The sequence below is a fragment of the Candidatus Izemoplasma sp. genome (genome assembly GCF_982632705.1).
In genome coordinates, this window is the sequence record NZ_CEXEES010000030.1 from 1 (window position 1) to 19,375 (window position 19,375).

The following is a 19,375-nucleotide window of genomic DNA, read 5'->3' on the forward strand; positions in this document are numbered from 1 at the left end:
ATAAAAAATAATAGCCTTTAATCTTGGCTATTATTTTAAAGTTTTCATATACACAAGCAATATAGATATATCAGCAGGGTTAACTCCGCTAATTCTAGATGCTTGTCCGATTGTTAATGGTTTAATTATTGATAGTTTTTCCGTTGCTTCTAATGCTAAATTGTGAATTTTATTATAGTCAATATCAGCAGGAATCTTTTGATCTTCCATTTTTAATAGTTTTTCTGCTTGTTTTGTGGATTTTTTTATGTAACCTTCATATTTTATATCTATTTCCACTTGTTCTAAAACATCTTCATCGATGTTTTCAAGTTCAGCAAACTTACTTAAATGAGTAATCTTTATTTCAGGTCTTCTAAGAATTGTATATAAACTTGATTTTTCTTTTAAGTTAACACTACCAATGCTATTTAAGTATCCGTTAACTTCTTCTTTAGGAGAAATCGTAGTATTTCTTAGTAAATCTTTTGTTTTTGTTATCTCTTCTAATTTTTCATTGAACTTATCAAATCTGTTTTGATCAATCAAGCCAATGTTATATCCTTTTTCTCTTAATCTAATATCTGCGTTATCATGTCTTAACAATAATCTATATTCTGCTCGTGAAGTTAGCAATCTATAAGGATCTTTTACTCCTTTAGTTACTAAATCATCTATTAGAACACCTATATAAGCTTCATTTCTTTTTAATACAAGAGGTTCTTCCCCTTTTAGGCTAAGACTAGCGTTTATACCAGCCATTAATCCTTGGCAAGCAGCTTCTTCATATCCACTTGTTCCGTTCACTTGTCCAGCAAAGTATAATCCTTTATGGTCCTTACTTTCTAGAGATGGGAATAAGCTTCTTGGATCGATTGCATCGTATTCAATTGCATACGCATATTTAGCAATTACAGCATTTTCTAATCCAGGAATAGATCTAATCATTTTATCTTGTACATCATGAGGCATCGATGTGCTAAATCCTTGTACATATATTTCATCAATAGATTTGCTTTCGGGTTCTAAGAATATTTGATGTCTTTCTTTATCTTTAAACCTAACAAGTTTATCTTCTATTGAAGGACAATATCTAGGTCCAACACCTTCAACAACACCACTGTACATCGCTGATTTGTTTAAATTCAAATTTATAACTTCGTGTGTTTTTGGACTTGTATAAGTTAAGTAACAAGGCCATTGTTCATCTATATCTAAATATGATACTTTATCAAAACTGAAGTATCTTTTGACTTGATCTCCATCGTGTTTCACAGTCTTTGAAAAATCTACTGAATCAGTCTTGATTCTTGGTGGTGTTCCTGTTTTAAGCCTTGTAGTTTCAAACCCTAATTTTCTTAATTGAGGACTAAGTCCTAAGCTCGCTTTTTGATTATCTGGACCTTCTAAGGTTACTGATTTACCAACCAGAATTTTAGATTCCATATATGTACCGGTAGTAATAATAGTTTTAAGACCTTCAATGATCTTACCATCTTCTAACACTACACCTTTGATTTCATTGTTTACAACGTATAGTTCTTTAACATATGTTTCTAACACTTCTAAGTTTTCTTGATTCAATATTGTATTTTGCATCTCTTTTGGATACTCCACTTTATCACTTTGAGCTCTTAATGCTCTAACCGCAGGTCCTTTAGATATGTTTAAAAGACGCATTTGGATTTGAGTTTTATCGGCATTCTTGCCCATTTCTCCACCTAAAGCATCAATTTCTCTTACAACAATCCCTTTTGCAGGTCCACCAACTGATGGATTACAAGGCATTGAAGCAATCATCTTAATATTACCTGTTACCAGTAATGTTTTGTGTCCTAACCTGGCAGTTGCCAAACATGCTTCACTACCTGCATGTCCTCCACCGATTACGATTACATCATACATATAAATCACCTATTTCACATTGTAAACCTAACTTACCACATTGTAAAGTAGTTCACAACTAGTATTCTTTTATTATTAGCCAATATATTATATAATATGTTAAGAGGTGAGGACATGGAAAACATTACAATATTAATAATTGAAGATGAACCAACAATAAACAGGATAGTTTCAAATTACTTTATGAAAGAGAAATTCAAAGTATTAAGCGCTTTAGACGGCTTTAAAGGGTTACAGCTTTTCTCACAAAACAAAGTGGATTTAGTTTGCTTAGACATCATGATGCCAAATGTAAATGGCTGGGATGTTGCAAAAACAATTAGAGAAACATCAAATGTACCTATCATAATGATGAGTGCATTAAGTGAAGAAGAGGATATTTTAAAAGGATATAGTCTAAAAGTAGATGATTATATCACTAAACCTTTTAATCCAAAAATATTAGTCGCAAAAGTAATCAATTTATTAGATAGATTACAAAGCCAAGACTATTCCAATCAAACATCAGGTTCTATTGAAGCTGGTGGTATATTAGTAAACCTAGATACTCACAAAGTCTTTATTGAAGACGTGGAAATTGATTTATCAAAAACAGAATTCGATTTACTAAAATACTTTATATCACACGAAGGTAAAATCTGTTCCAGAAATCTATTACTAGATGAAGTATGGGGTATAGATGTTTATGTTGAAGATCGTATAGTAGATACATATGTCAAAAAACTACGTAAATACTTAAAAACAAAGTCTTCATACATTAAAACAGTATTTGGTGTAGGTTATAGATTCGAGGTTATCGATGAATAAAGAAAAAAAGCCAATTTTAAAATGGCTTAGGGACTATGTAAAAAGCTTGAGTATGTCTACTCAAATGATTTTCACTGTAGTCTTCATTTTCTTAATATTCTTCCTTCTTCAAATCGTCTTAAACTATTACTTCTTCCAAAACTACTATGCCGATAAAGAATTTAATGAAATTGAAAAAGATTTAAACGTTTATATAGAAGCAATGAACACAGAAAACGCTGACTATTTTGACGAAATGTATAATTTTACTACACAAAACAATGCAATGTCAGTATTTACTTCATCTCAGTTTCAAATCTATGACTCTTTAGAAGATGATTACACATTAGAAATTACAAACGTTGACAACAACAACACATTCATTGTAAAGGTTCCAAATATTGAACATACTTATACAATTGGAGAAATCATAAATATCTCAGGATTTGAGTTCTCACAAGATATTATTACTCCGACGTCTATAATTAGTTCCATTGATGGTTATACCTTTGACAGTGGTATAACCTGTGATTCTAACTGTATTGATATCGATACAGCAAGAGTAGATGTCATAAACAAACCAAACAACTTAAATTATGAGTTTGAAAACTCACATATTCTTCAAGAAGAGTTAACTTTACTTAAAAATGGTACTAGATCGTTAGAAGATGCTGCTTTTGATTATAAAGGTGAAACAGCTTACTTCTATCAAACAACTATAAATGAACAAAATGTTATTGTATTTATCCATGAACTTGGATTATTTGATTTAATAGTAACTGTCGTACCTATAGAAGATACTCAAGGTATCATAACTATCATCTCATCATATAATAATTATGTATATTTAACGGCTATTCTGATAGTGTTTGCCTGGAGTTTTAGACTCTCAAAGGTACTAACAAAGCCAGTTCAGAACATCGAGAACGTTGCAAGACAGATAGCTAGTCTAAACTTTGATATCGATGCTCATGAATATAATAATAGAGAGAACTCATCATTATCCAAGAGTATCAATTTAATATCTCGGAACTTAAAAGAGACATTAAACACCTTGAATAATACAAATGATGAACTACAGTCACTCTACAACGAGCAAATCAAACAAGTATCACTTAAAAAACAACTTGTTTCTTCCATTTCTCATGAACTTAAAACACCCTTAATGATTATGCAAGTAACCATTCAAGGTATCTTAGACGGAATCATTGAGAAACAAGATGAATCAAAAGAATTAAACAATGTTTTAGATGAAATCAATAAATCATCACTAATGATCCAAGATATGCTTCAAATCTATAGATTAGAAGATGTAAATACAACATTAGAACTTAGTGAGTTCAGTTTGTCAAACGAAGTCAACAAACTAATTAATGATTTTGAAAGAAACCTTAAAAAACACAATCTTAAATTAGATCTAAACCTTGATAAAAACGTCATTGTAGAAGCTGACTTAAAATTGATTAAACGAGTGATTTCAAATTTCTTTACAAATGCTATTAAGTATACCCCTGAAGGGAATAAAGTATACATTGAAGTATCAAAAAGAGAAGATGATATTTATTTTGAATTAACAAATTATGGTACACAAATTAATCAAAATGATTTAGACAATATCTGGATGCCATTCTTCAGAGCACCTAACTATGACAATAACAGATTACCAACAAAAGGATCTGGGATTGGATTATACTTAGTTAGTGAAATCTTAAAAGCTCATGGAGCATCGTATGGTATAAGCAATATTGAAAATGGTGTAAAAGCATTCTTTATCATAAAAAAAGGGCTATAATTAGCCTTTTTCTTTTAGACATATATGACATTGAATTATAGTTTACTAAAAAGTATACTATTTACATAGTAGGAGGGATTCATATGATTAATACAGGTACATCTAGAATGCAATTAGATTTTCTAGTCGCAAATAACCCAAAGGAATACAATAGAATGAAAAGTTCTATGTTGTTTAGATTTAGAGACAAAGTCATGAAAACCAGAGATTCTCAAACTGAATCAGTTCACGATCAATGGAAAATACAACATAAAAACCATGTGTCAAAACTATCTTTAGTAGTTTTGATTTATCTATTTAACCAGGACGATGGTGTTATATCAAAACTAGAGAGAAAAATTATCAAGAAAACCACAAAAAAGAGTGTTCAGTTTCTTACATACGAGGAATATACGGGCTTATCTACGGTCATCGAAGCTTTACCTGATGTGGATTATGTTATTTCGTACATTAAAGACCACAATATGAAGGAAAACACAGTTAGAGAATCAGTTGCATACATTTCTACTCTAATTGGTAGCAACCCACTTTATACTCAATTAATCAAAAATTTTGAAACTAAATACATAACATCAAAATAAAAAACAATGATTATTCATTGTTTTTTTTATATCATCTTTAAATACTTAAACGCTTTATATAAGCCGTTATTACTTACTGTATCTGTTACATAATCTGCCTTGCTTTTTAGTATGTCGTTCGCGTTCCCCATAGCTATTCCATACCCTACATACTCAATCATAGAAATATCATTAAACCCATCACCTACTGCAATACAATCATCCACTGTTATTCCAAGATGTTCGATTAAAGCTTTGATACCAATATCTTTTAATCCTGATTTATCATTCACATCAACACCATATCTATTTGAGATACTGTAGTTTACTCCACTATATGCTTCTACGGCTCTATTAAAGTCTTTCTTTTCAATATATAAAATCATTTGAAAGATGTCTTCACCCTTATATTTGCCCTTTTTTATCTCTGGATAGTATAAGTGGAATACATCACTGAACAAATCAACATTTTTAGTCATCTTAGATTCAACGAAATAATCATCTATAGTTTCATAACCAACATCAAATCCCATTCCATTCATTATTGTTGTAAACTCGTTAACTACTTTTCTATCTAACGGATCACTAAACACAACTTCATTTTTGTATACTGATAAACGTCCATTGGCAGCGACATATGAATCTATATTTAACTTTTTATCTATATCAAAGAATAAGCAAGGAGGTCTACCTGTTGCTATAAAAACCTCATGTCCGTTATTTTTCAACTCTTTAATTGCATCTATAGTAGATTGTGGTGCTTCATTGGTTTTATGATCTATTATTGTTCCATCAAGATCAATAAATATATACTTTTTTTCCATGTCATCATCTCTTTCGTATTTTGGTTACATCATAAGGTACTTTATTAGATCTGTGTTCTCATTTAAGAACTGATTCCTGATTTTATACTTAATCATATTCTTTTCTCTTCTTGATTCTAAAATATCCATATCTTTGAATTTTCTAAGATGCTTTGATGTATTGGCTTGTTTTAGTCCTAAAAGACTCTCAATTTCAGAAACTGCAAGTTCATCGTAATCCATTAATATGTTAAATATTTTATATCTGTTACTGTCAGATAATAGTTTAATTATTTCGTACTTTTCCATAATGAACCTCCATTACTATTTAGCAATATTATTATATAGCAATATTACCATGGAGCAATAAAAAAAACAAGTATAAAAAAAATATCTCTTATCAAGCATCCCCACCCACATAGATTGAAAACTTAAGGCTGCTTCGTTCCCGACCTGACCTGATTCATTACGACCTATTGAATGAGGACGATTCATAAGAGATATTCATCCACTGTTTTATTTTCTTAATTCTTTAAAAAATTCTTGCATCATATTTTTTGATTCTTCTTCTAATACTCCTGAAACTACTTCTGTTTTATGATTGAAATCAATTTCGAAGAGATTTAACTTACTTTTGTGTGCCCCAGCCTTCAAATCACTCGCACCGTACACAATCTTCTTGATTCTCGATTGTAATATTGCACCTGCGCACATTGGGCACGGTTCAATTGTAACATATAAAGTACATGTGTCAAGCCTCCAACTTTTTAACTTCTCATTTGCTTCTGAAATTGCTAAAATTTCAGCATGGTTTATCGCTTGGTTACTTGCTTCACGGGTGTTATGTGCTCTTGCTATTACTTCGTCTTCACAGACGATTACTGCACCAATTGGCACTTCTCTTTTATCGTATGCTTTTTGCGCTTCTTCGAGCGCAATTCTCATATAAATTTCATCCATTATTTTACAAGATTTTTGTACGGATTTGGTTTTCTGTATACTTTATGACAGCTTCTGCATCTAGCTTCATACGATTCCTCAGCACCTATTAAAACGATGGGATCGTTGTATTTAGCCGGTTTCCCATTAACGATACGTTGTGTTCTAGTAGCTGGTGATCCGCATTTTACGCAAATCGCTGTTAATTTTGTTACATATTCAGCTATTGCAAGAAGTTTAGGCATGAAACTGAATGGTTCCCCTCTGAATTCTTTATCAAGTCCACTAACAATTACACGGACTCCTCTTGAAGCTAGGAACTCAACAATTTTAACTGCTTCTTCATCAAGAAACTGTATTTCATCAATTGCAACTACTTCTGTTTCGCTATCTATATAGTCAAATATTTCCTTTGCCAAGGAAATGTTAACTGATCTTGTTCTATTTTGATTATGAGAAACAACTTCGTTCTCTGCAAATCTATTATCCATTAACGGCTTAAATACAACGATATTCTTTTTCGCATATTCAAGTCTTTTAACTCTTCTTAGTAACTCTTCGGTTTTACCTGCGAACATTGGTCCAGATATAACTTCGATCCAACCATCTTTTTGATTTAAATGCATTCAAATCACCCCTGTTTTTAACTATATATATAATACACTATTCCACATAAGAAAACAATATTTGAGAGTCAATTATTGTGAAAAATTCTAGTATCTATTATATAAAAATTTCAAAGAATTTATAGTATGTGTACGAATTAGAAATGCAAAATGTCAGTACGGCTTCATTTAGCGCTCAATATGTCCTGAAATGGACCATAAATCATATGGTTAAAATGAATGGAAGCCCTTTTATAGTTATAACATTTATGTTATAATTATTTGGAAATAAATTTTTTTACGATTGGAGAAGATTATGGGTATAAATTTAGACATTACAGAAGAACAAAAAAAGGAATTACTTCTTGAAGTTAAAAACCATTTAAAACTTCCAGGACCACTTATGCCAATTTTACATGAGGCACAAAGAATCTTTGGTTGTATCCCGGTTAAAGTTCAAAAAATAGTTTCAGAGGCAACAGGCGTACCAATCGCTGAGATCAACGGCGTAGTTACATTTTACTCAAGTTTCACACTTGAGCCAAAAGGTGAGCACATCGTTGGTGTCTGTTTAGGAACACCTTGTTATGTTCGTGGAGCACAAACAATTTTAGATGCAGTAAAAAAAGAGTTAGGCGTAGATGTAGGGCAAACAACAGAAGACGGTTACTACACTTTAGATGCAATTAGATGTATCGGAACATGCGGAATGGCACCAGTTATGAGCATGGACGAGGATGTATTTGGTGAAGTTGACGTTACAAAAGCTAAAAAACTAATAAAGGATTACAGATAATAATACATGGAACTAACTAGTGTATTAGAACTACTAAACGCTAAACAATTTAATCTAGAATGCCCTAGATGCGTTAAAGAAATCAATTATGCATTTGTGTGTGACTTAATGAGTGACGCATTAATGTTATTAAAGAAAATGCCTAGTCATATAGGAGCTCATGGAGCACTTGTAACAGGCCTTGTAACTAATCAAGCGCTAAGAACAGCTGAAATTCTTGATCTAGAAACAATTATTTTTGTTAGAGGTAAGACACCAACACAATCTGTTATTGATTTAGCAGACGAGATTGGAATAACACTTATTGGAACTGGTTTAACTATGTATCGTGCAAGTGGATTACTATTCCAAGAGGGTGTTAAAAGTTACGAATCTGTTTTAGAGGAAGAATAACTTGATACCGTCTATAACAACTTACAACATAGAACGAAACGATATCGGTAATGCCGGTACCGTTGCAAGTCTAACAAAAAGAAACTTAAAGAAACAAGGATTATCAAGAGAGTTTGTTAAAACAGTGACTATTGGTGTTTATGAAGCTGAAATCAACGTGGTTATTCACTCATATGGTGGAAAAGCAACTGTTGAAGTAGCTGAAGACTTCATCGAAATAGTATTTGAAGATGTTGGTCCTGGTATTGAAAGCATTGAAAACGCAATGACTGAAGGTTGGTCTACAGCCTCTAAGTACGCAATTGAAAATGGTTTTGGTGCAGGTATGGGATTACCTAACATTAAAGCAGTATCTGATGAAATGGATTTACATTCATCAAAAGAAGGTTCTACTTTAAGAATTAGATTTTACATTACAGAAGAGTGTTATGAACGTTAAAACCATTCTTTTAAATCAACATTTCACACTAATCAATAACAAATCAAACCTTGATAGCACTATTAATAAGCTGTTTGCAAGTGATTTAATGAGTCATGTTATGGGTTTTGCAGAAACAGAAGATTGTTTAGTCACTGTACTAAACAATATTAATGTATTAGGTGTTGCTAGTTTATTAGATTTTACAGGAGTTATCTTCTCTCATGGTGTTAAAGTGAATGAATCAATCATTCAAAAAGCCAATGAGTTAGAAATACCACTCCTTCAAACAAAACTAACAACAGTTGAAGTTATTAATGAATTACACAAATTAGGTGAATAATATCAAATTTTATTACGACCTACATATGCACACAGTGTTATCACCCTGTGCTGATGAATTAATGACACCCAATAACATCTTAAATATGGCTATGTTAAACGAATTAGATTTTATAGCAATCACAGATCACAATTCTACTAAACAACTACACAATGTAAAACAATTATCTGAATCATACGATTTTATAATTATACCTGCTGTAGAAGTTAGCGTAGCTGAAGGATTTGATTGCCTATGTTACTTTAGAACATACGAAGATGCACATAGTTTAGATCAACTTCTTGAAATGAATTTAACTGATAACTGGTTGAATTACACAAAAGATGATCAAGTTATAACTGATATATACGATATGTCAATGGATACTTTTGATAAGCCACTTACGTCTACTACAATAAACTACTTAGACCTCCACAAAGAGGTTAAAAACCGTAATGGGGCAATCATTATCGCACATATCAATAGACCTTCATGTACACCGTTAAACACATACAAGTTAGAAGAAATACCATTTGAGGGGTTAGAAGTCTCACCATACAATATGGAAGACTTCATAAAAAAGCACCCGAATATTAAAAACTATCCTTTATTCCACAATTCTGATTCTCATTCATTATTACAGATGCATGATAAGCAGTTTAGTATCGAATTAAAGGAAAAATCAATTGAAGCATTCTTTAACTATTTAGAAGGTGATTAAATGAATGAATTATCCTTACATATATTAGATATAGTACAAAACTCAATAAGAGCAAACGCATCTTTAGTTCAAATCATTATTGATGAACAACTAAAAAACAACATTTACTCAATAAAAATACATGATGATGGACATGGAATGAATGCTAAAACATTATCTAATGTTTCAGATCCATTCTATACGTCTAGAACTACAAGAAAAGTAGGGATGGGTGTATCCCTATTCAAAATGGCTTGTGAGCTCACAGAAGGTGGATTTACAATAGATTCTGAAGAGGGTATAGGTACCACTGTTACCGCTACTTTTACAAATGATCATATTGATCGTGCACCACTTGGAGAAATTGAAGAATCACTGTGTATTCTTATATTAAATGATAAGGATATTGATATCTTATACAAACACACAATCGAAAACAAAGAATTTGTATTTGATACAAGAGAAGTAAAACAAGTATTAGAAGGAATTCCACTAAATAACTTCGACGTTATTATGTGGATAAAGAACAATATAAAAGAAGGAATAAATACTTTAAAGGAGGAACTACAATGAAATCTTTAGACGATTTAAAGAAAATTCGTGATGCCGCTCAGTCAAAAGTAACAATGAGAGGTAAAAATGATGGTGCAAGAATACTTGTTGGTATGGCAACTTGCGGAATCAGTGCTGGAGCACGCCCAGTAATGAATAAATTTGTTGAAGAAATCGCAAAACGCGATTTAAATACTGTAACTGTAACACCTGTTGGGTGTATTGGAGAATGCGCAATAGAGCCAATAGTAGAAGTTTTACAAGGTGATGACCGTACAACTTACTGTAAAGTTGATGAGAAAGCCGTAGAAAGAATTATTACTGAACATATTATAGGTGGAAAACCTGTAGCCGATTACGTAATCGGAAAATATAGACTATAAGAGGTGATTGTATGATTGAAAGAGCACATGTCTTGATTTGTAGTGGATCTAACTGTATCTCTCGAGGGGCAAAATCACTTCGTGATGAGTTCGAGGAACATTTAGGAAGGCTAGGAATCCGAGAAGAAATCAAATTAGTTAATACGGGTTGTGTTGGACTATGTGAACAAGGTCCATTCGTAATTGTTTACCCAGAAGGTGTATTTTATGCACAAGTAAAAAATAAAGACATTGAGACTATCTGTGAAGAACATCTTTACAAAGGTAGAATCGTTGAAAAATTAGTATTTGATGAAGCATTAACGCCTGATAAACAAGTAAAAGCGTTTGATGAAATCAAATTCTATTCTAAGCAAACACGTGTTGCATTACGTAACTGTGGGCTTATTAACCCTGATGATATTGAAGAATACATCGCAAGAGATGGTTACCGTGGATTAGGTAAATGTTTATTAGAAATGAAACCAATTGATGTAATTGAAGAAATGATTTCTTCTGGATTACGTGGTCGTGGTGGAGGGGGATTCCCAACTGGTGTTAAGTGGAAATTCGCCTACAACAACGAAAGTGATCAAAAATACATGATTTGTAATGCTGATGAGGGAGACCCAGGAGCATTCATGGATAGAGCCTTATTAGAAGGAGATCCTCATAGTATTTTAGAAGGACTTATGATCGGTGGTTACGCAATCGGAGCAAATAAAGGGTATATTTACGTACGTATTGAATATCCAACAGCTATCGAGAAATTAAAAGTAGCAATCGCACAAGCACAAGAGTATGGATTACTTGGAGAAAATATATTCGGTTCTGGATTCGACTTTGATATTGAAATCCGTTTAGGAGCAGGAGCATTTGTATGTGGTGAAGAAACTGCATTAATCGCTTCAATTGAGGGAGCACGTGGAATGTCACGTAACAAACCTCCATTCCCTGCGGCAAAAGGACTATGGGGTAAACCTACAATCATCAACAATGTTGAAACATTAGCTAATATCCCCGCAGTAATGCATCAAGGTGGAGATTGGTTCGCAAGAATCGGTACAGAAAAATCAAAAGGTACTAAAGTATTCAGTTTAGGTGGAAACATCAAAAATGCTGGTTTAGTAGAAGTACCTATGGGAACTACACTTCGTGAAGTTATATACGAAATTGGTGGAGGAATCCCTAAAAATAAAGCATTAAAAGCTGTTCAAACAGGTGGACCTTCCGGTGGAGCAATTCCTGAAAGCATGTTAGATTTACCAATTGAATATGAAACACTAATCGAAGCAGGATCTATGATGGGTTCTGGTGGTATGGTTGTAATCGATGAAGATAACTGTATGGTTGATATTTGTCGTTTCTACTTAGACTTTACTGTAGAGGAAAGTTGTGGAAAATGTACACCATGTCGTGAAGGAACTAAAAAAATGCTAGAAATGCTAGAAATTATTTCTAGTGGAGAAGGTACTTTAGAAGATATCGATAAATTAGAAGAACTAGCTAAAACTGTTAAATCAAGCAGTTTATGTGGTCTTGGGCAAGCTGCACCAAACCCAATTCTATCAATGCTAGATAAATTCCGTCCAGAATTTGAAGCACACGTTGTAGATAAACGTTGCCCAGGTGGAGTTTGTAAATCATTAATTCATTTTGAAGTTTTAGACAACTGTATTGGATGTACAAAATGTGCCAAAAACTGTCCAGTATCTTGTATCGAAGGTTCAATCAAACAAATGCATCATATAGACACTGAAGCTTGTATCAAATGTGGAGTTTGTAAAAACGTCTGCCCAGTTGATGCAATCATAACTTTATAGGAGGGTACACATGAAAAAAGTAAATATTACAATTGACGGGAAACTGATCAGTGTTCCTGAGAATTATTCTGTCTTACAAGCCGCTGAAAGTATCGGCATAGATGTACCCAGATTATGTTTCTTAAAAGATATCAACGAAACATCAAGTTGTCGTTTATGTGTTGTTGACGTTAAAGGTATGAGAGGACTTAAAAACTCTTGTACATTGGAAATACATGATGGTATGGAAGTTACAACAAATAGCCAACAAATAGAAGAATCTATAGTTGCTAATTTACAATTACTAGCTTCAAACCATATATTTGAATGTTGGGCATGTGAAAGAGAACACAATTGTGAGTTCTTACACTTAATGAGAAAATACAATGTTGAAAATGTATATGGAGAATCTAAAAACTTTGATAAAAAAGAACGTTTAATCAATGATTCATCACCATCTATCGTCTTAGATAGTGGGAAATGTATCTTATGTGGACGTTGTGTTACCGCTTGTGAAAAACAAGCAGGATTAGGAATCTTAGATTTCAATGAACGTGGAAACGAAACATATGTTGGACCTGCATTAATGCACAACATGGAAGACAGTGGATGTATCTACTGTGGGAAATGTATTCAAGCATGTCCAGTTGCCGCAATCAAAGAGAAATCAGAGATTGATCAAGTAATATCTGTACTTAAAGATCCAAACAAAAAAGTCATTGTCGCAGCTGCACCTTCTGTACGTGTTAGTTTAGGTGAAGAATTCAACAGTGATATTGGTGAAAATGTAGAAGGTAAAATGTATAAATCATTTGAAGTACTTGGTTTCGACGAAACTATAGATACAAACTTCGCAGCTGATTTAACAATATTAGAAGAAGGTACTGAGTTCATCAACCGTGTTAAAAATGGTGGAAAACTTCCATTATTCACATCATGTAGCCCTGGTTGGGTAAACTACATAGAACAATACGAACCTGATTACTTAGATAACTTATCAACAGCGAAATCTCCACAACAAATGGCTGGAGCTATCGCAAAACATTATTACGCTGAAAAACTTGGATACAAAAAAGAAGACGTAGTAATGGTATCAATCATGCCTTGTATCGCTAAAAAACATGAAAAAGATCGTCCTGAAATGGAATTTGATGGATTAAGAGATGTTGATTATGTATTAACAACTAGAGAATACGCTAGATTATTAAAACGTAAGAACATTGATTTCATGAAACTTGAAGATGGACATCCTCTTGGAGATTTATCTAAATATAGCGGTGCTGCCCCAATCTTTGGCGCAACTGGTGGAGTAATGGAAGCTGCACTTCGTACTGTAAGTGAAGTTTTAGAAGAAAAAGTAACTCCTATCGAATTCAAAGAAGCACGTGGATTAGAAGGAATAAAAGAAGCGACTTACAAAGTTGCTGGTATAGATGTAAATATCGCCGTTGTACATGGTGGAGCAAGCATCAAAGAATTCTTCGCGAAAATGAAGAAATCTAAAAAACAATATCACTTCGTAGAGTTTATGGCTTGTACAGGTGGATGTATCAATGGTGGTGGGCAACCAATACAGCCTGCTTATATCCAAGATAGAGTAGATATCCGCGCAGTACGTGCAAATACACTATATGAAATTGATAAACAAAAAGAACATAGAAAATCTCACTTGAACCCAATCATTACTAAGATTTATGAAGACTTCTTAGGTGAACCTGGTTCTCACACAGCTCATGAATTATTACATACAACTTACAAAAAAAGAGATTTCTACACCAACTAGAATAAAAGCACTCAACTGAGTGCTTTTTTATTTTTGCAGGCTTTAAGAAGAGAACCAAAAATGGTATAATATTATTGTAAGTGGACATTTATATACAGCCACGGTTGTATTTTTTTATGAAAGGAGTGTTATAATGTTACAAAAATATATTAAACTTATATTTATTGGAATTATTTCTACTCTTTTTATTATGGTCTTTACTTCTATTACATCGAGTATTCAACTAGATATATCAACAACTTTCACTATTAGTTCTGTTATACTGGGTATTCAGCTATTTATAACTATATATATGGATCTTAGGTTTATTCTAGAGGTTATTTGTAAGAAGTTAGTTATCCTAAGTTCAATTACAGTCCAAAACCAATACCAATCATACAGATTGCTATACGATAATAAATATATTAAAAAAATAAATAGAAATTCCTTATGTGTTTCTAGATGTTAGAATTGTTATTTTCTACTAACATCTAAAAAACTATATAAGGAGAAAAAAATGAGAAAAAAATTCACAAATAAGTATAAATCAATATTACACTTCAAACATACCAATGAATATGATTTTTATTCATATATTCAGTATATACATTTCACTGTTGCCTTTATAATTCTATCAAGTATTTTTGTTGGATTAGGTACACTTGCAAACTATATCAATAATCTTAACTATGTTCTTTTTATAATAAATGGAGCGATATTCGGGGCTTATGTCTTTATGAGATTATATTATGAGTCACTGTACAAAAAAGAATTTACTATCAAGTATGATAGCTATATAGCCATTATCCCTGATTCAGCAAGAGTACTTTCAATCCAATTAGGAATTTCTAGTTTCCTTGGTTTGTTTCTATTTTGGCCTTTAATGAATGCGGGTACTATAATTCTTTTCGCAGTCTTGAGTTTAGTTTCAATCATAGTGAACAACGTGTTATTAGCTTCAGTAGTTAATCCTGCAAGGGAGGATTATCAGGGATTTGCATATGGTCTATTCACTTATCTGCTTCTAGTTACACTATTCAAAGTTATACCTGTAATGAACGTAGTATTGCACATTTGGATAGCAGCCATACTTGTTCTAATATTATTCCTGTTGAATTATATTATTAAGTTTCGTGATTTAGATAAACTTTCGAGTTTGGGTATTAAGTTCTTAATCATCCTAATCTTGATTATATTTCCCAACAACTCAGCGCAAACCACAGATTCTTATGATTACTTTGGATCAATACCTCAAAACCCCAATGTAACTCGAACAGAGTTTGATACATTTAAATACTCTGGTCCTGGTATTTTTCTAAGAGATGGAGAAGTTATGTTACAGGGTTATAATAAGATCATAGATGATAGAATCAATAACGAATCCAGGATTGTTTTTATAGAATCTGATTTAATGGTCGAATCTATATATGAAAGTGAGGGTGTTTTTTACAGAACTCTCTTCGATACAGATGAAGCTGAACTGGTTATTATAGAGTCTGAACAATTTACATTTAAACCAACATATAATCATCAAGAAGTCTCTTTCGTCTATTTTTCATACATACTTGAATTTAAGTTTTATAACGATCAACTTTATATTTTAACTACTGATTCTATCTACACATTCAACCAAGATTTTCAGGAAACAATGAGAATTGATAGTACTTCATTTCCTAGTATAGAGGATTATCTAGGTATCGACGAAACTGATGATTTGTCATCAAATGGTGATACACTTATTAAGAACGAAACTGATGATTACGAATTCATAGTAAACAACACCGGAACAACAAGACTCAATTATATACCGGAAAAAAACATTATTGATTTTCATAGTTCTTCTGATAGATATGTTTTAGTAACCTCATCACAAATGATTTCTTATGATAAGAAGGGTAATTTCATCGAAATGCTTCATTACAACTCCTATAATAATGTATATGAATTCTATAACGACAAAATGGTTTTCGTTTCATTTGATGATGGTGAAATATTATTCCATCAATTAAATCTTTCAGATCTCTCGAAACCTATATTCAGAGTTGATCGCGACATCACATCATATTCTATATTTGATAGTTATAATCTGGAGATTGGAACTCAAAAAGCAGAAAAAATAGGTTTGAAAGTATACGTTGAATTGATAGCATTTAGTTTACTGATAATAATTCCGTTTAAAAGAGATGAATATATTGTGTATAAAGGAGATATTTAGACAAAAAGGGATATCTACCAGTATTACTTCAAAAATAATATGGTTATCTGATACGGTTAAATACCCATTATGAAAATACCAACAATTTCTATTTAAATTTATAATTAAATTGGAGATTAGATAAAAAAAAGCACTCATCTGAGTGCTTTTTAGATACTTATTTGTCTTCTCTTTTATAACGTTTATTAAATCGTTCAACACGACCAGTAGCTTGCCCGAATTTTTGTTCTCCAGTGTAGAATGGATGACAGTTTGAACATGTATCAACACGTACTTCATCTAAAATACTACCACCTTCAAATACATTTCCACAAGTTGTACAAGTGATTGTTGCTTTTTTGTAATCTGGGTGAATTCCTTTTTTCATAATTGGTACTCCTTCCGCCATAGCGTAGTCGCCATAGTAAGTTTTATTTAGCGAAGTAATTATATCAAAGATTTTTTCTTTATGCAAGAAAAAGTTTTTTTACTTTTCCTTTATATTATATTAGAGAAACATTCGTTTATATGTTAGAATTATTGTGTTAATAAAGAAGGTGAAAATATGCGTAATTTAAACTCAGAAATCATTACAAATATTGTAAAGGAATCTGTTATAAAAATCAACTATGAATTAGAAGACTCTTTAGTGAGTTTGATTCAAAAAGCGAAAGAAAAAGAGACAAACAATATCGCTTCTTCAATCTTAGATGATATTATAGAGAATCAAGAAATAGCACGAAAAGGTAATGTCCCTCTATGTCAAGATACTGGCGTAGTTGTGGTCTTTATGGAAATTGGTAGAGATGTATATTTAGATGGTGACATCTACGACGCAATCAATGAAGGCGTACGTAAAGGATACCAAGATGGGTATCTTCGTAAAAGCATGGTAAATCATCCGTTTAACCGTGTTAATACAAAAGACAATACTCCGGCAATTATTCATACAAAAATCGTTCCTGGAGATAAAATCAAGCTAAAGATTGCAAGTAAAGGTGGGGGCTCAGAGAATATGAGCAAAGTTACAATGTTGACACCCGCAGATGGAATAGAAGGCGTTAAGAAATTAGTGTTAGATACAATCTTCAATGCAGGTGGAAAACCGTGTCCACCAATCATTGTTGGAATTGGTATCGGTGGTAATTTAGAGAAAAGTGCTTTACTCGCAAAAGAAGCCTTATTAAGAGATTTAGATGATGAATCTAATGATCAAACAATAAAATTACTTGAACAAGAATTATACAAGGAAATTAATGATTTAGGTGTTGGACCAATGGGTGTAGGTGGAGAAACTACATGTTTAGCTGTTAAGATAAACTACTTCCCAATGCATATAGCAAGTTTACCTGTTGCTATCAACATTCAGTGTCATTCATCAAGACATATAGAGGTGATTGTATGATCCATTTACATACACCAATCACAACAGAAGATGTAACAAAACTAAAAGTAGGAAAAAAGGTTCTTATTACAGGAACTATTTATACAGCAAGAGATGCAGCACATATGAGATTGGTAAAAGATAGCAATCCTAAGTTTACTATTGATGGTTCTGTAATCTTTTATGTAGGACCTACACCTCCTAGAGACGGTGTTGTTATTGGAGCAAGCGGTCCAACAAGTAGTTATAGAATGGATACTCTAGCTATTCCCCTTATGGAACAAGGCTTAAAAATTATGATAGGTAAAGGCGACCGTTCAGAAGCCTTTAGAGAAGAAATGATAAAAAACAAATCAGTATATTTAATCGCTACTGGTGGTGCTGGAGCATTACTGAGTAGTAGAATAATGACGAGTGAAGTAATCATGTATGAAGATTTGGGTCCAGAAGCAATACGAAAATTAAAAGTAAAGGAATTCCCGTGCTTTGTCGCATATGACATCCATGGAGGAAACATATTCAAACAATGAAAGATTTAAAAAAGAGAAGCTTAGCGCTTCACAAGGAACACAGAGGAAAAATTAGTGTTGAATCGAAAATCAGAATTGAGAATAAAGATGATTTATCATTGGCGTATAGCCCAGGTGTCGCAGAACCCTGTCTAGAGATACAAAAAGATGAATCTAAAATATATGATTACACATCAAAAGGTAATATGGTCGCAGTAATCAGTGATGGTAGCGCAGTACTCGGACTTGGAGACATCGGTCCAAAAGCTGGATTACCTGTAATGGAAGGTAAAGCTATCTTATTTAAAGAGTTCGGTAATGTAGATGCATTTCCAATTATGCTAAATACACAAGATCAAGATGAAATAGTTGAAATTGTAAAAAACATATCAATATCATTTGGTGGAATAAACTTAGAAGATATATCAGCACCTAGATGTGTCTATATTGAAAGAAGATTAAAAAAAGAATTAGATATCCCCGTTTTCCATGATGATCAACATGGTACAGCAATAGTAACAACTGCTGCTTTAATAAATGCATGTAGATTAAGTGGTAAAAAAATGGAAGACTTAAAAGTTGTATTAGCAGGAACTGGTAGTGCTGGAAGCAGCATCGCAAGAATGCTAAAAGACTGCGGAGTAAAAGAAATACTAGCCTACAACCGAAAAGGTGTAGTAAACAAAGATTTATATGACAACTACAAATTTCTATTAAAAGAACTAATAGATGATAACATAATTTCATATCCAAAATCAGAAAAAGCAACACTATCAGACATAATGGTAGATGCCGATGTATTTGTCGGAGTT

At 32.5% G+C, this 19,375-nt stretch carries 22 protein-coding genes and 1 other RNA gene; 16 read left to right on the top strand and 7 right to left on the bottom strand.

The annotated features are described in order from the left end of the window. Positions 1-30: 30 nt before the first annotated feature. Positions 31-1,884 (bottom strand): tRNA uridine-5-carboxymethylaminomethyl(34) synthesis enzyme MnmG, encoded by a 1,854-nt coding sequence (mnmG, locus tag AC2LE6_RS05410; RefSeq protein WP_484478241.1) that lies wholly within the window; start codon positions 1,882-1,884, stop codon positions 31-33. A gap of 114 nt (positions 1,885-1,998) precedes the next feature. Between mnmG and AC2LE6_RS05415 the strand changes: the two genes are divergently transcribed. The 3 genes from AC2LE6_RS05415 (at position 1,999) to AC2LE6_RS05425 (ending at position 5,043) form a co-directional block, all read left to right on the top strand. Then, positions 1,999-2,691, top strand: coding sequence for a response regulator transcription factor (locus AC2LE6_RS05415; RefSeq protein WP_484478242.1), 693 nt, complete (start codon positions 1,999-2,001; stop codon positions 2,689-2,691). Beyond that, entirely contained in the window at positions 2,684-4,462 is a 1,779-nt protein-coding gene (locus AC2LE6_RS05420) for a HAMP domain-containing sensor histidine kinase (RefSeq protein ID WP_484478243.1), read from the top strand. Before AC2LE6_RS05415 ends, AC2LE6_RS05420 begins: the two co-directional genes overlap by 8 nt. An 83-nt stretch (positions 4,463-4,545) precedes the next feature. Beyond that, positions 4,546-5,043: a hypothetical protein gene (locus AC2LE6_RS05425; RefSeq protein WP_484478244.1), complete on the top strand. Its 498-nt coding sequence runs from the start codon at positions 4,546-4,548 to the stop codon at positions 5,041-5,043. A 26-nt stretch (positions 5,044-5,069) separates the two neighbouring features. Here AC2LE6_RS05425 and AC2LE6_RS05430 read toward each other — a convergent pair whose 3' ends face one another. From AC2LE6_RS05430 to AC2LE6_RS05450, 5 genes are all read right to left on the bottom strand, one after another. Next, positions 5,070-5,846 (bottom strand): Cof-type HAD-IIB family hydrolase, encoded by a 777-nt coding sequence (locus AC2LE6_RS05430; RefSeq protein ID WP_484478245.1) that lies wholly within the window; start codon positions 5,844-5,846, stop codon positions 5,070-5,072. A gap of 24 nt (positions 5,847-5,870) precedes the next feature. Continuing rightward, positions 5,871-6,134, bottom strand: coding sequence for an ArsR/SmtB family transcription factor (locus AC2LE6_RS05435; protein WP_484478246.1), 264 nt, complete (start codon positions 6,132-6,134; stop codon positions 5,871-5,873). A 90-nt stretch (positions 6,135-6,224) separates the two neighbouring features. After that, an RNA gene (ffs, locus tag AC2LE6_RS05440) (signal recognition particle sRNA small type) lies at positions 6,225-6,317 on the bottom strand. A 24-nt stretch (positions 6,318-6,341) separates the two neighbouring features. After that, positions 6,342-6,770: a nucleoside deaminase gene (locus AC2LE6_RS05445; protein WP_484478247.1), complete on the bottom strand. Its 429-nt coding sequence runs from the start codon at positions 6,768-6,770 to the stop codon at positions 6,342-6,344. A 14-nt stretch (positions 6,771-6,784) separates the two neighbouring features. Beyond that, entirely contained in the window at positions 6,785-7,390 is a 606-nt protein-coding gene (locus tag AC2LE6_RS05450) for a thymidine kinase (protein ID WP_484478248.1), read from the bottom strand. A gap of 295 nt (positions 7,391-7,685) precedes the next feature. Between AC2LE6_RS05450 and AC2LE6_RS05455 the strand changes: the two genes are divergently transcribed. From AC2LE6_RS05455 to AC2LE6_RS05500, 10 genes are all read left to right on the top strand, one after another. Then, positions 7,686-8,165: an NADH-quinone oxidoreductase subunit NuoE family protein gene (locus AC2LE6_RS05455; protein ID WP_484478249.1), complete on the top strand. Its 480-nt coding sequence runs from the start codon at positions 7,686-7,688 to the stop codon at positions 8,163-8,165. A gap of 6 nt (positions 8,166-8,171) precedes the next feature. Then, positions 8,172-8,558, top strand: coding sequence for a transcriptional regulator (locus AC2LE6_RS05460; protein ID WP_484478250.1), 387 nt, complete (start codon positions 8,172-8,174; stop codon positions 8,556-8,558). 1 nt (position 8,559) lies between these two features. Next, positions 8,560-8,997 (top strand): ATP-binding protein, encoded by a 438-nt coding sequence (locus AC2LE6_RS05465; protein ID WP_484478251.1) that lies wholly within the window; start codon positions 8,560-8,562, stop codon positions 8,995-8,997. Further along, a complete protein-coding gene (locus AC2LE6_RS05470; RefSeq protein ID WP_484478252.1) occupies positions 8,987-9,319 on the top strand; it encodes a DRTGG domain-containing protein in 333 nt (110 codons plus the stop codon). The genes AC2LE6_RS05465 and AC2LE6_RS05470 overlap by 11 nt, the downstream gene beginning before the upstream one ends. A gap of 61 nt (positions 9,320-9,380) precedes the next feature. Continuing rightward, on the top strand, positions 9,381-10,019 hold the full coding sequence (locus AC2LE6_RS05475) for a PHP domain-containing protein (protein WP_484478253.1): 639 nt from the start codon (positions 9,381-9,383) through the stop codon (positions 10,017-10,019). Further along, the gene (locus tag AC2LE6_RS05480) at positions 10,020-10,571 is read left to right on the top strand and encodes an ATP-binding protein (RefSeq protein WP_484478254.1); all 552 of its coding nucleotides are present in this window, start codon (positions 10,020-10,022) and stop codon (positions 10,569-10,571) included. Further along, a complete protein-coding gene (locus tag AC2LE6_RS05485; RefSeq protein ID WP_484478255.1) occupies positions 10,568-10,933 on the top strand; it encodes a (2Fe-2S) ferredoxin domain-containing protein in 366 nt (121 codons plus the stop codon). The genes AC2LE6_RS05480 and AC2LE6_RS05485 overlap by 4 nt, the downstream gene beginning before the upstream one ends. Positions 10,934-10,944: 11 nt before the next feature. Then, positions 10,945-12,735 (top strand): NADH-quinone oxidoreductase subunit NuoF, encoded by a 1,791-nt coding sequence (nuoF, locus tag AC2LE6_RS05490; RefSeq protein WP_484478256.1) that lies wholly within the window; start codon positions 10,945-10,947, stop codon positions 12,733-12,735. A 10-nt stretch (positions 12,736-12,745) separates the two neighbouring features. After that, positions 12,746-14,497 carry an NADH-dependent [FeFe] hydrogenase, group A6 gene (locus AC2LE6_RS05495; RefSeq protein WP_484478257.1) on the top strand — a complete coding sequence of 584 codons (1,752 nt, stop codon included), beginning with the start codon at positions 12,746-12,748 and terminating at the stop codon, positions 14,495-14,497. Between the two features lie 496 nt (positions 14,498-14,993). After that, entirely contained in the window at positions 14,994-16,691 is a 1,698-nt protein-coding gene (locus AC2LE6_RS05500) for a hypothetical protein (protein WP_484478258.1), read from the top strand. Between the two features lie 157 nt (positions 16,692-16,848). On the opposite strand, the gene rpmE is transcribed toward AC2LE6_RS05500, so the two are convergent. Continuing rightward, entirely contained in the window at positions 16,849-17,058 is a 210-nt protein-coding gene (rpmE, locus tag AC2LE6_RS05505) for a 50S ribosomal protein L31 (RefSeq protein ID WP_484478259.1), read from the bottom strand. 177 nt (positions 17,059-17,235) lie between these two features. Between rpmE and AC2LE6_RS05510 the strand changes: the two genes are divergently transcribed. From AC2LE6_RS05510 to AC2LE6_RS05520, 3 genes are all read left to right on the top strand, one after another. After that, entirely contained in the window at positions 17,236-18,075 is an 840-nt protein-coding gene (locus tag AC2LE6_RS05510) for a fumarate hydratase (protein ID WP_484478260.1), read from the top strand. Beyond that, positions 18,072-18,584: a FumA C-terminus/TtdB family hydratase beta subunit gene (locus AC2LE6_RS05515; RefSeq protein ID WP_484478261.1), complete on the top strand. Its 513-nt coding sequence runs from the start codon at positions 18,072-18,074 to the stop codon at positions 18,582-18,584. Before AC2LE6_RS05510 ends, AC2LE6_RS05515 begins: the two co-directional genes overlap by 4 nt. Then, a partial coding sequence (locus AC2LE6_RS05520) for an NAD(P)-dependent malic enzyme (protein WP_484478262.1) occupies positions 18,581-19,375 on the top strand: 795 nt, incomplete at its 3' end. The genes AC2LE6_RS05515 and AC2LE6_RS05520, both read left to right, overlap by 4 nt.

Coding starts and splice junctions, on each gene's coding strand:
- AC2LE6_RS05500 (WP_484478258.1), top strand. CDS start 14,994: ATGAGAAAAAAATTCACAAATAAGTATAAATCAATATTACACTTCAAA.
- AC2LE6_RS05485 (WP_484478255.1), top strand. CDS start 10,568: ATGAAATCTTTAGACGATTTAAAGAAAATTCGTGATGCCGCTCAGTCA.
- AC2LE6_RS05475 (WP_484478253.1), top strand. CDS start 9,381: ATGACACCCAATAACATCTTAAATATGGCTATGTTAAACGAATTAGAT.
- AC2LE6_RS05420 (WP_484478243.1), top strand. CDS start 2,684: ATGAATAAAGAAAAAAAGCCAATTTTAAAATGGCTTAGGGACTATGTA.
- AC2LE6_RS05430 (WP_484478245.1), bottom strand. CDS start 5,846: ATGGAAAAAAAGTATATATTTATTGATCTTGATGGAACAATAATAGAT.
- rpmE (WP_484478259.1), bottom strand. CDS start 17,058: ATGAAAAAAGGAATTCACCCAGATTACAAAAAAGCAACAATCACTTGT.
- AC2LE6_RS05515 (WP_484478261.1), top strand. CDS start 18,072: ATGATCCATTTACATACACCAATCACAACAGAAGATGTAACAAAACTA.
- AC2LE6_RS05470 (WP_484478252.1), top strand. CDS start 8,987: ATGAACGTTAAAACCATTCTTTTAAATCAACATTTCACACTAATCAAT.
- AC2LE6_RS05480 (WP_484478254.1), top strand. CDS start 10,020: ATGAATGAATTATCCTTACATATATTAGATATAGTACAAAACTCAATA.
- mnmG (WP_484478241.1), bottom strand. CDS start 1,884: ATGTATGATGTAATCGTAATCGGTGGAGGACATGCAGGTAGTGAAGCA.
- AC2LE6_RS05425 (WP_484478244.1), top strand. CDS start 4,546: ATGATTAATACAGGTACATCTAGAATGCAATTAGATTTTCTAGTCGCA.
- AC2LE6_RS05510 (WP_484478260.1), top strand. CDS start 17,236: ATGCGTAATTTAAACTCAGAAATCATTACAAATATTGTAAAGGAATCT.
- AC2LE6_RS05445 (WP_484478247.1), bottom strand. CDS start 6,770: ATGAGAATTGCGCTCGAAGAAGCGCAAAAAGCATACGATAAAAGAGAA.
- AC2LE6_RS05435 (WP_484478246.1), bottom strand. CDS start 6,134: ATGGAAAAGTACGAAATAATTAAACTATTATCTGACAGTAACAGATAT.
- AC2LE6_RS05450 (WP_484478248.1), bottom strand. CDS start 7,390: ATGCATTTAAATCAAAAAGATGGTTGGATCGAAGTTATATCTGGACCA.
- nuoF (WP_484478256.1), top strand. CDS start 10,945: ATGATTGAAAGAGCACATGTCTTGATTTGTAGTGGATCTAACTGTATC.
- AC2LE6_RS05495 (WP_484478257.1), top strand. CDS start 12,746: ATGAAAAAAGTAAATATTACAATTGACGGGAAACTGATCAGTGTTCCT.
- AC2LE6_RS05460 (WP_484478250.1), top strand. CDS start 8,172: ATGGAACTAACTAGTGTATTAGAACTACTAAACGCTAAACAATTTAAT.
- AC2LE6_RS05415 (WP_484478242.1), top strand. CDS start 1,999: ATGGAAAACATTACAATATTAATAATTGAAGATGAACCAACAATAAAC.
- AC2LE6_RS05455 (WP_484478249.1), top strand. CDS start 7,686: ATGGGTATAAATTTAGACATTACAGAAGAACAAAAAAAGGAATTACTT.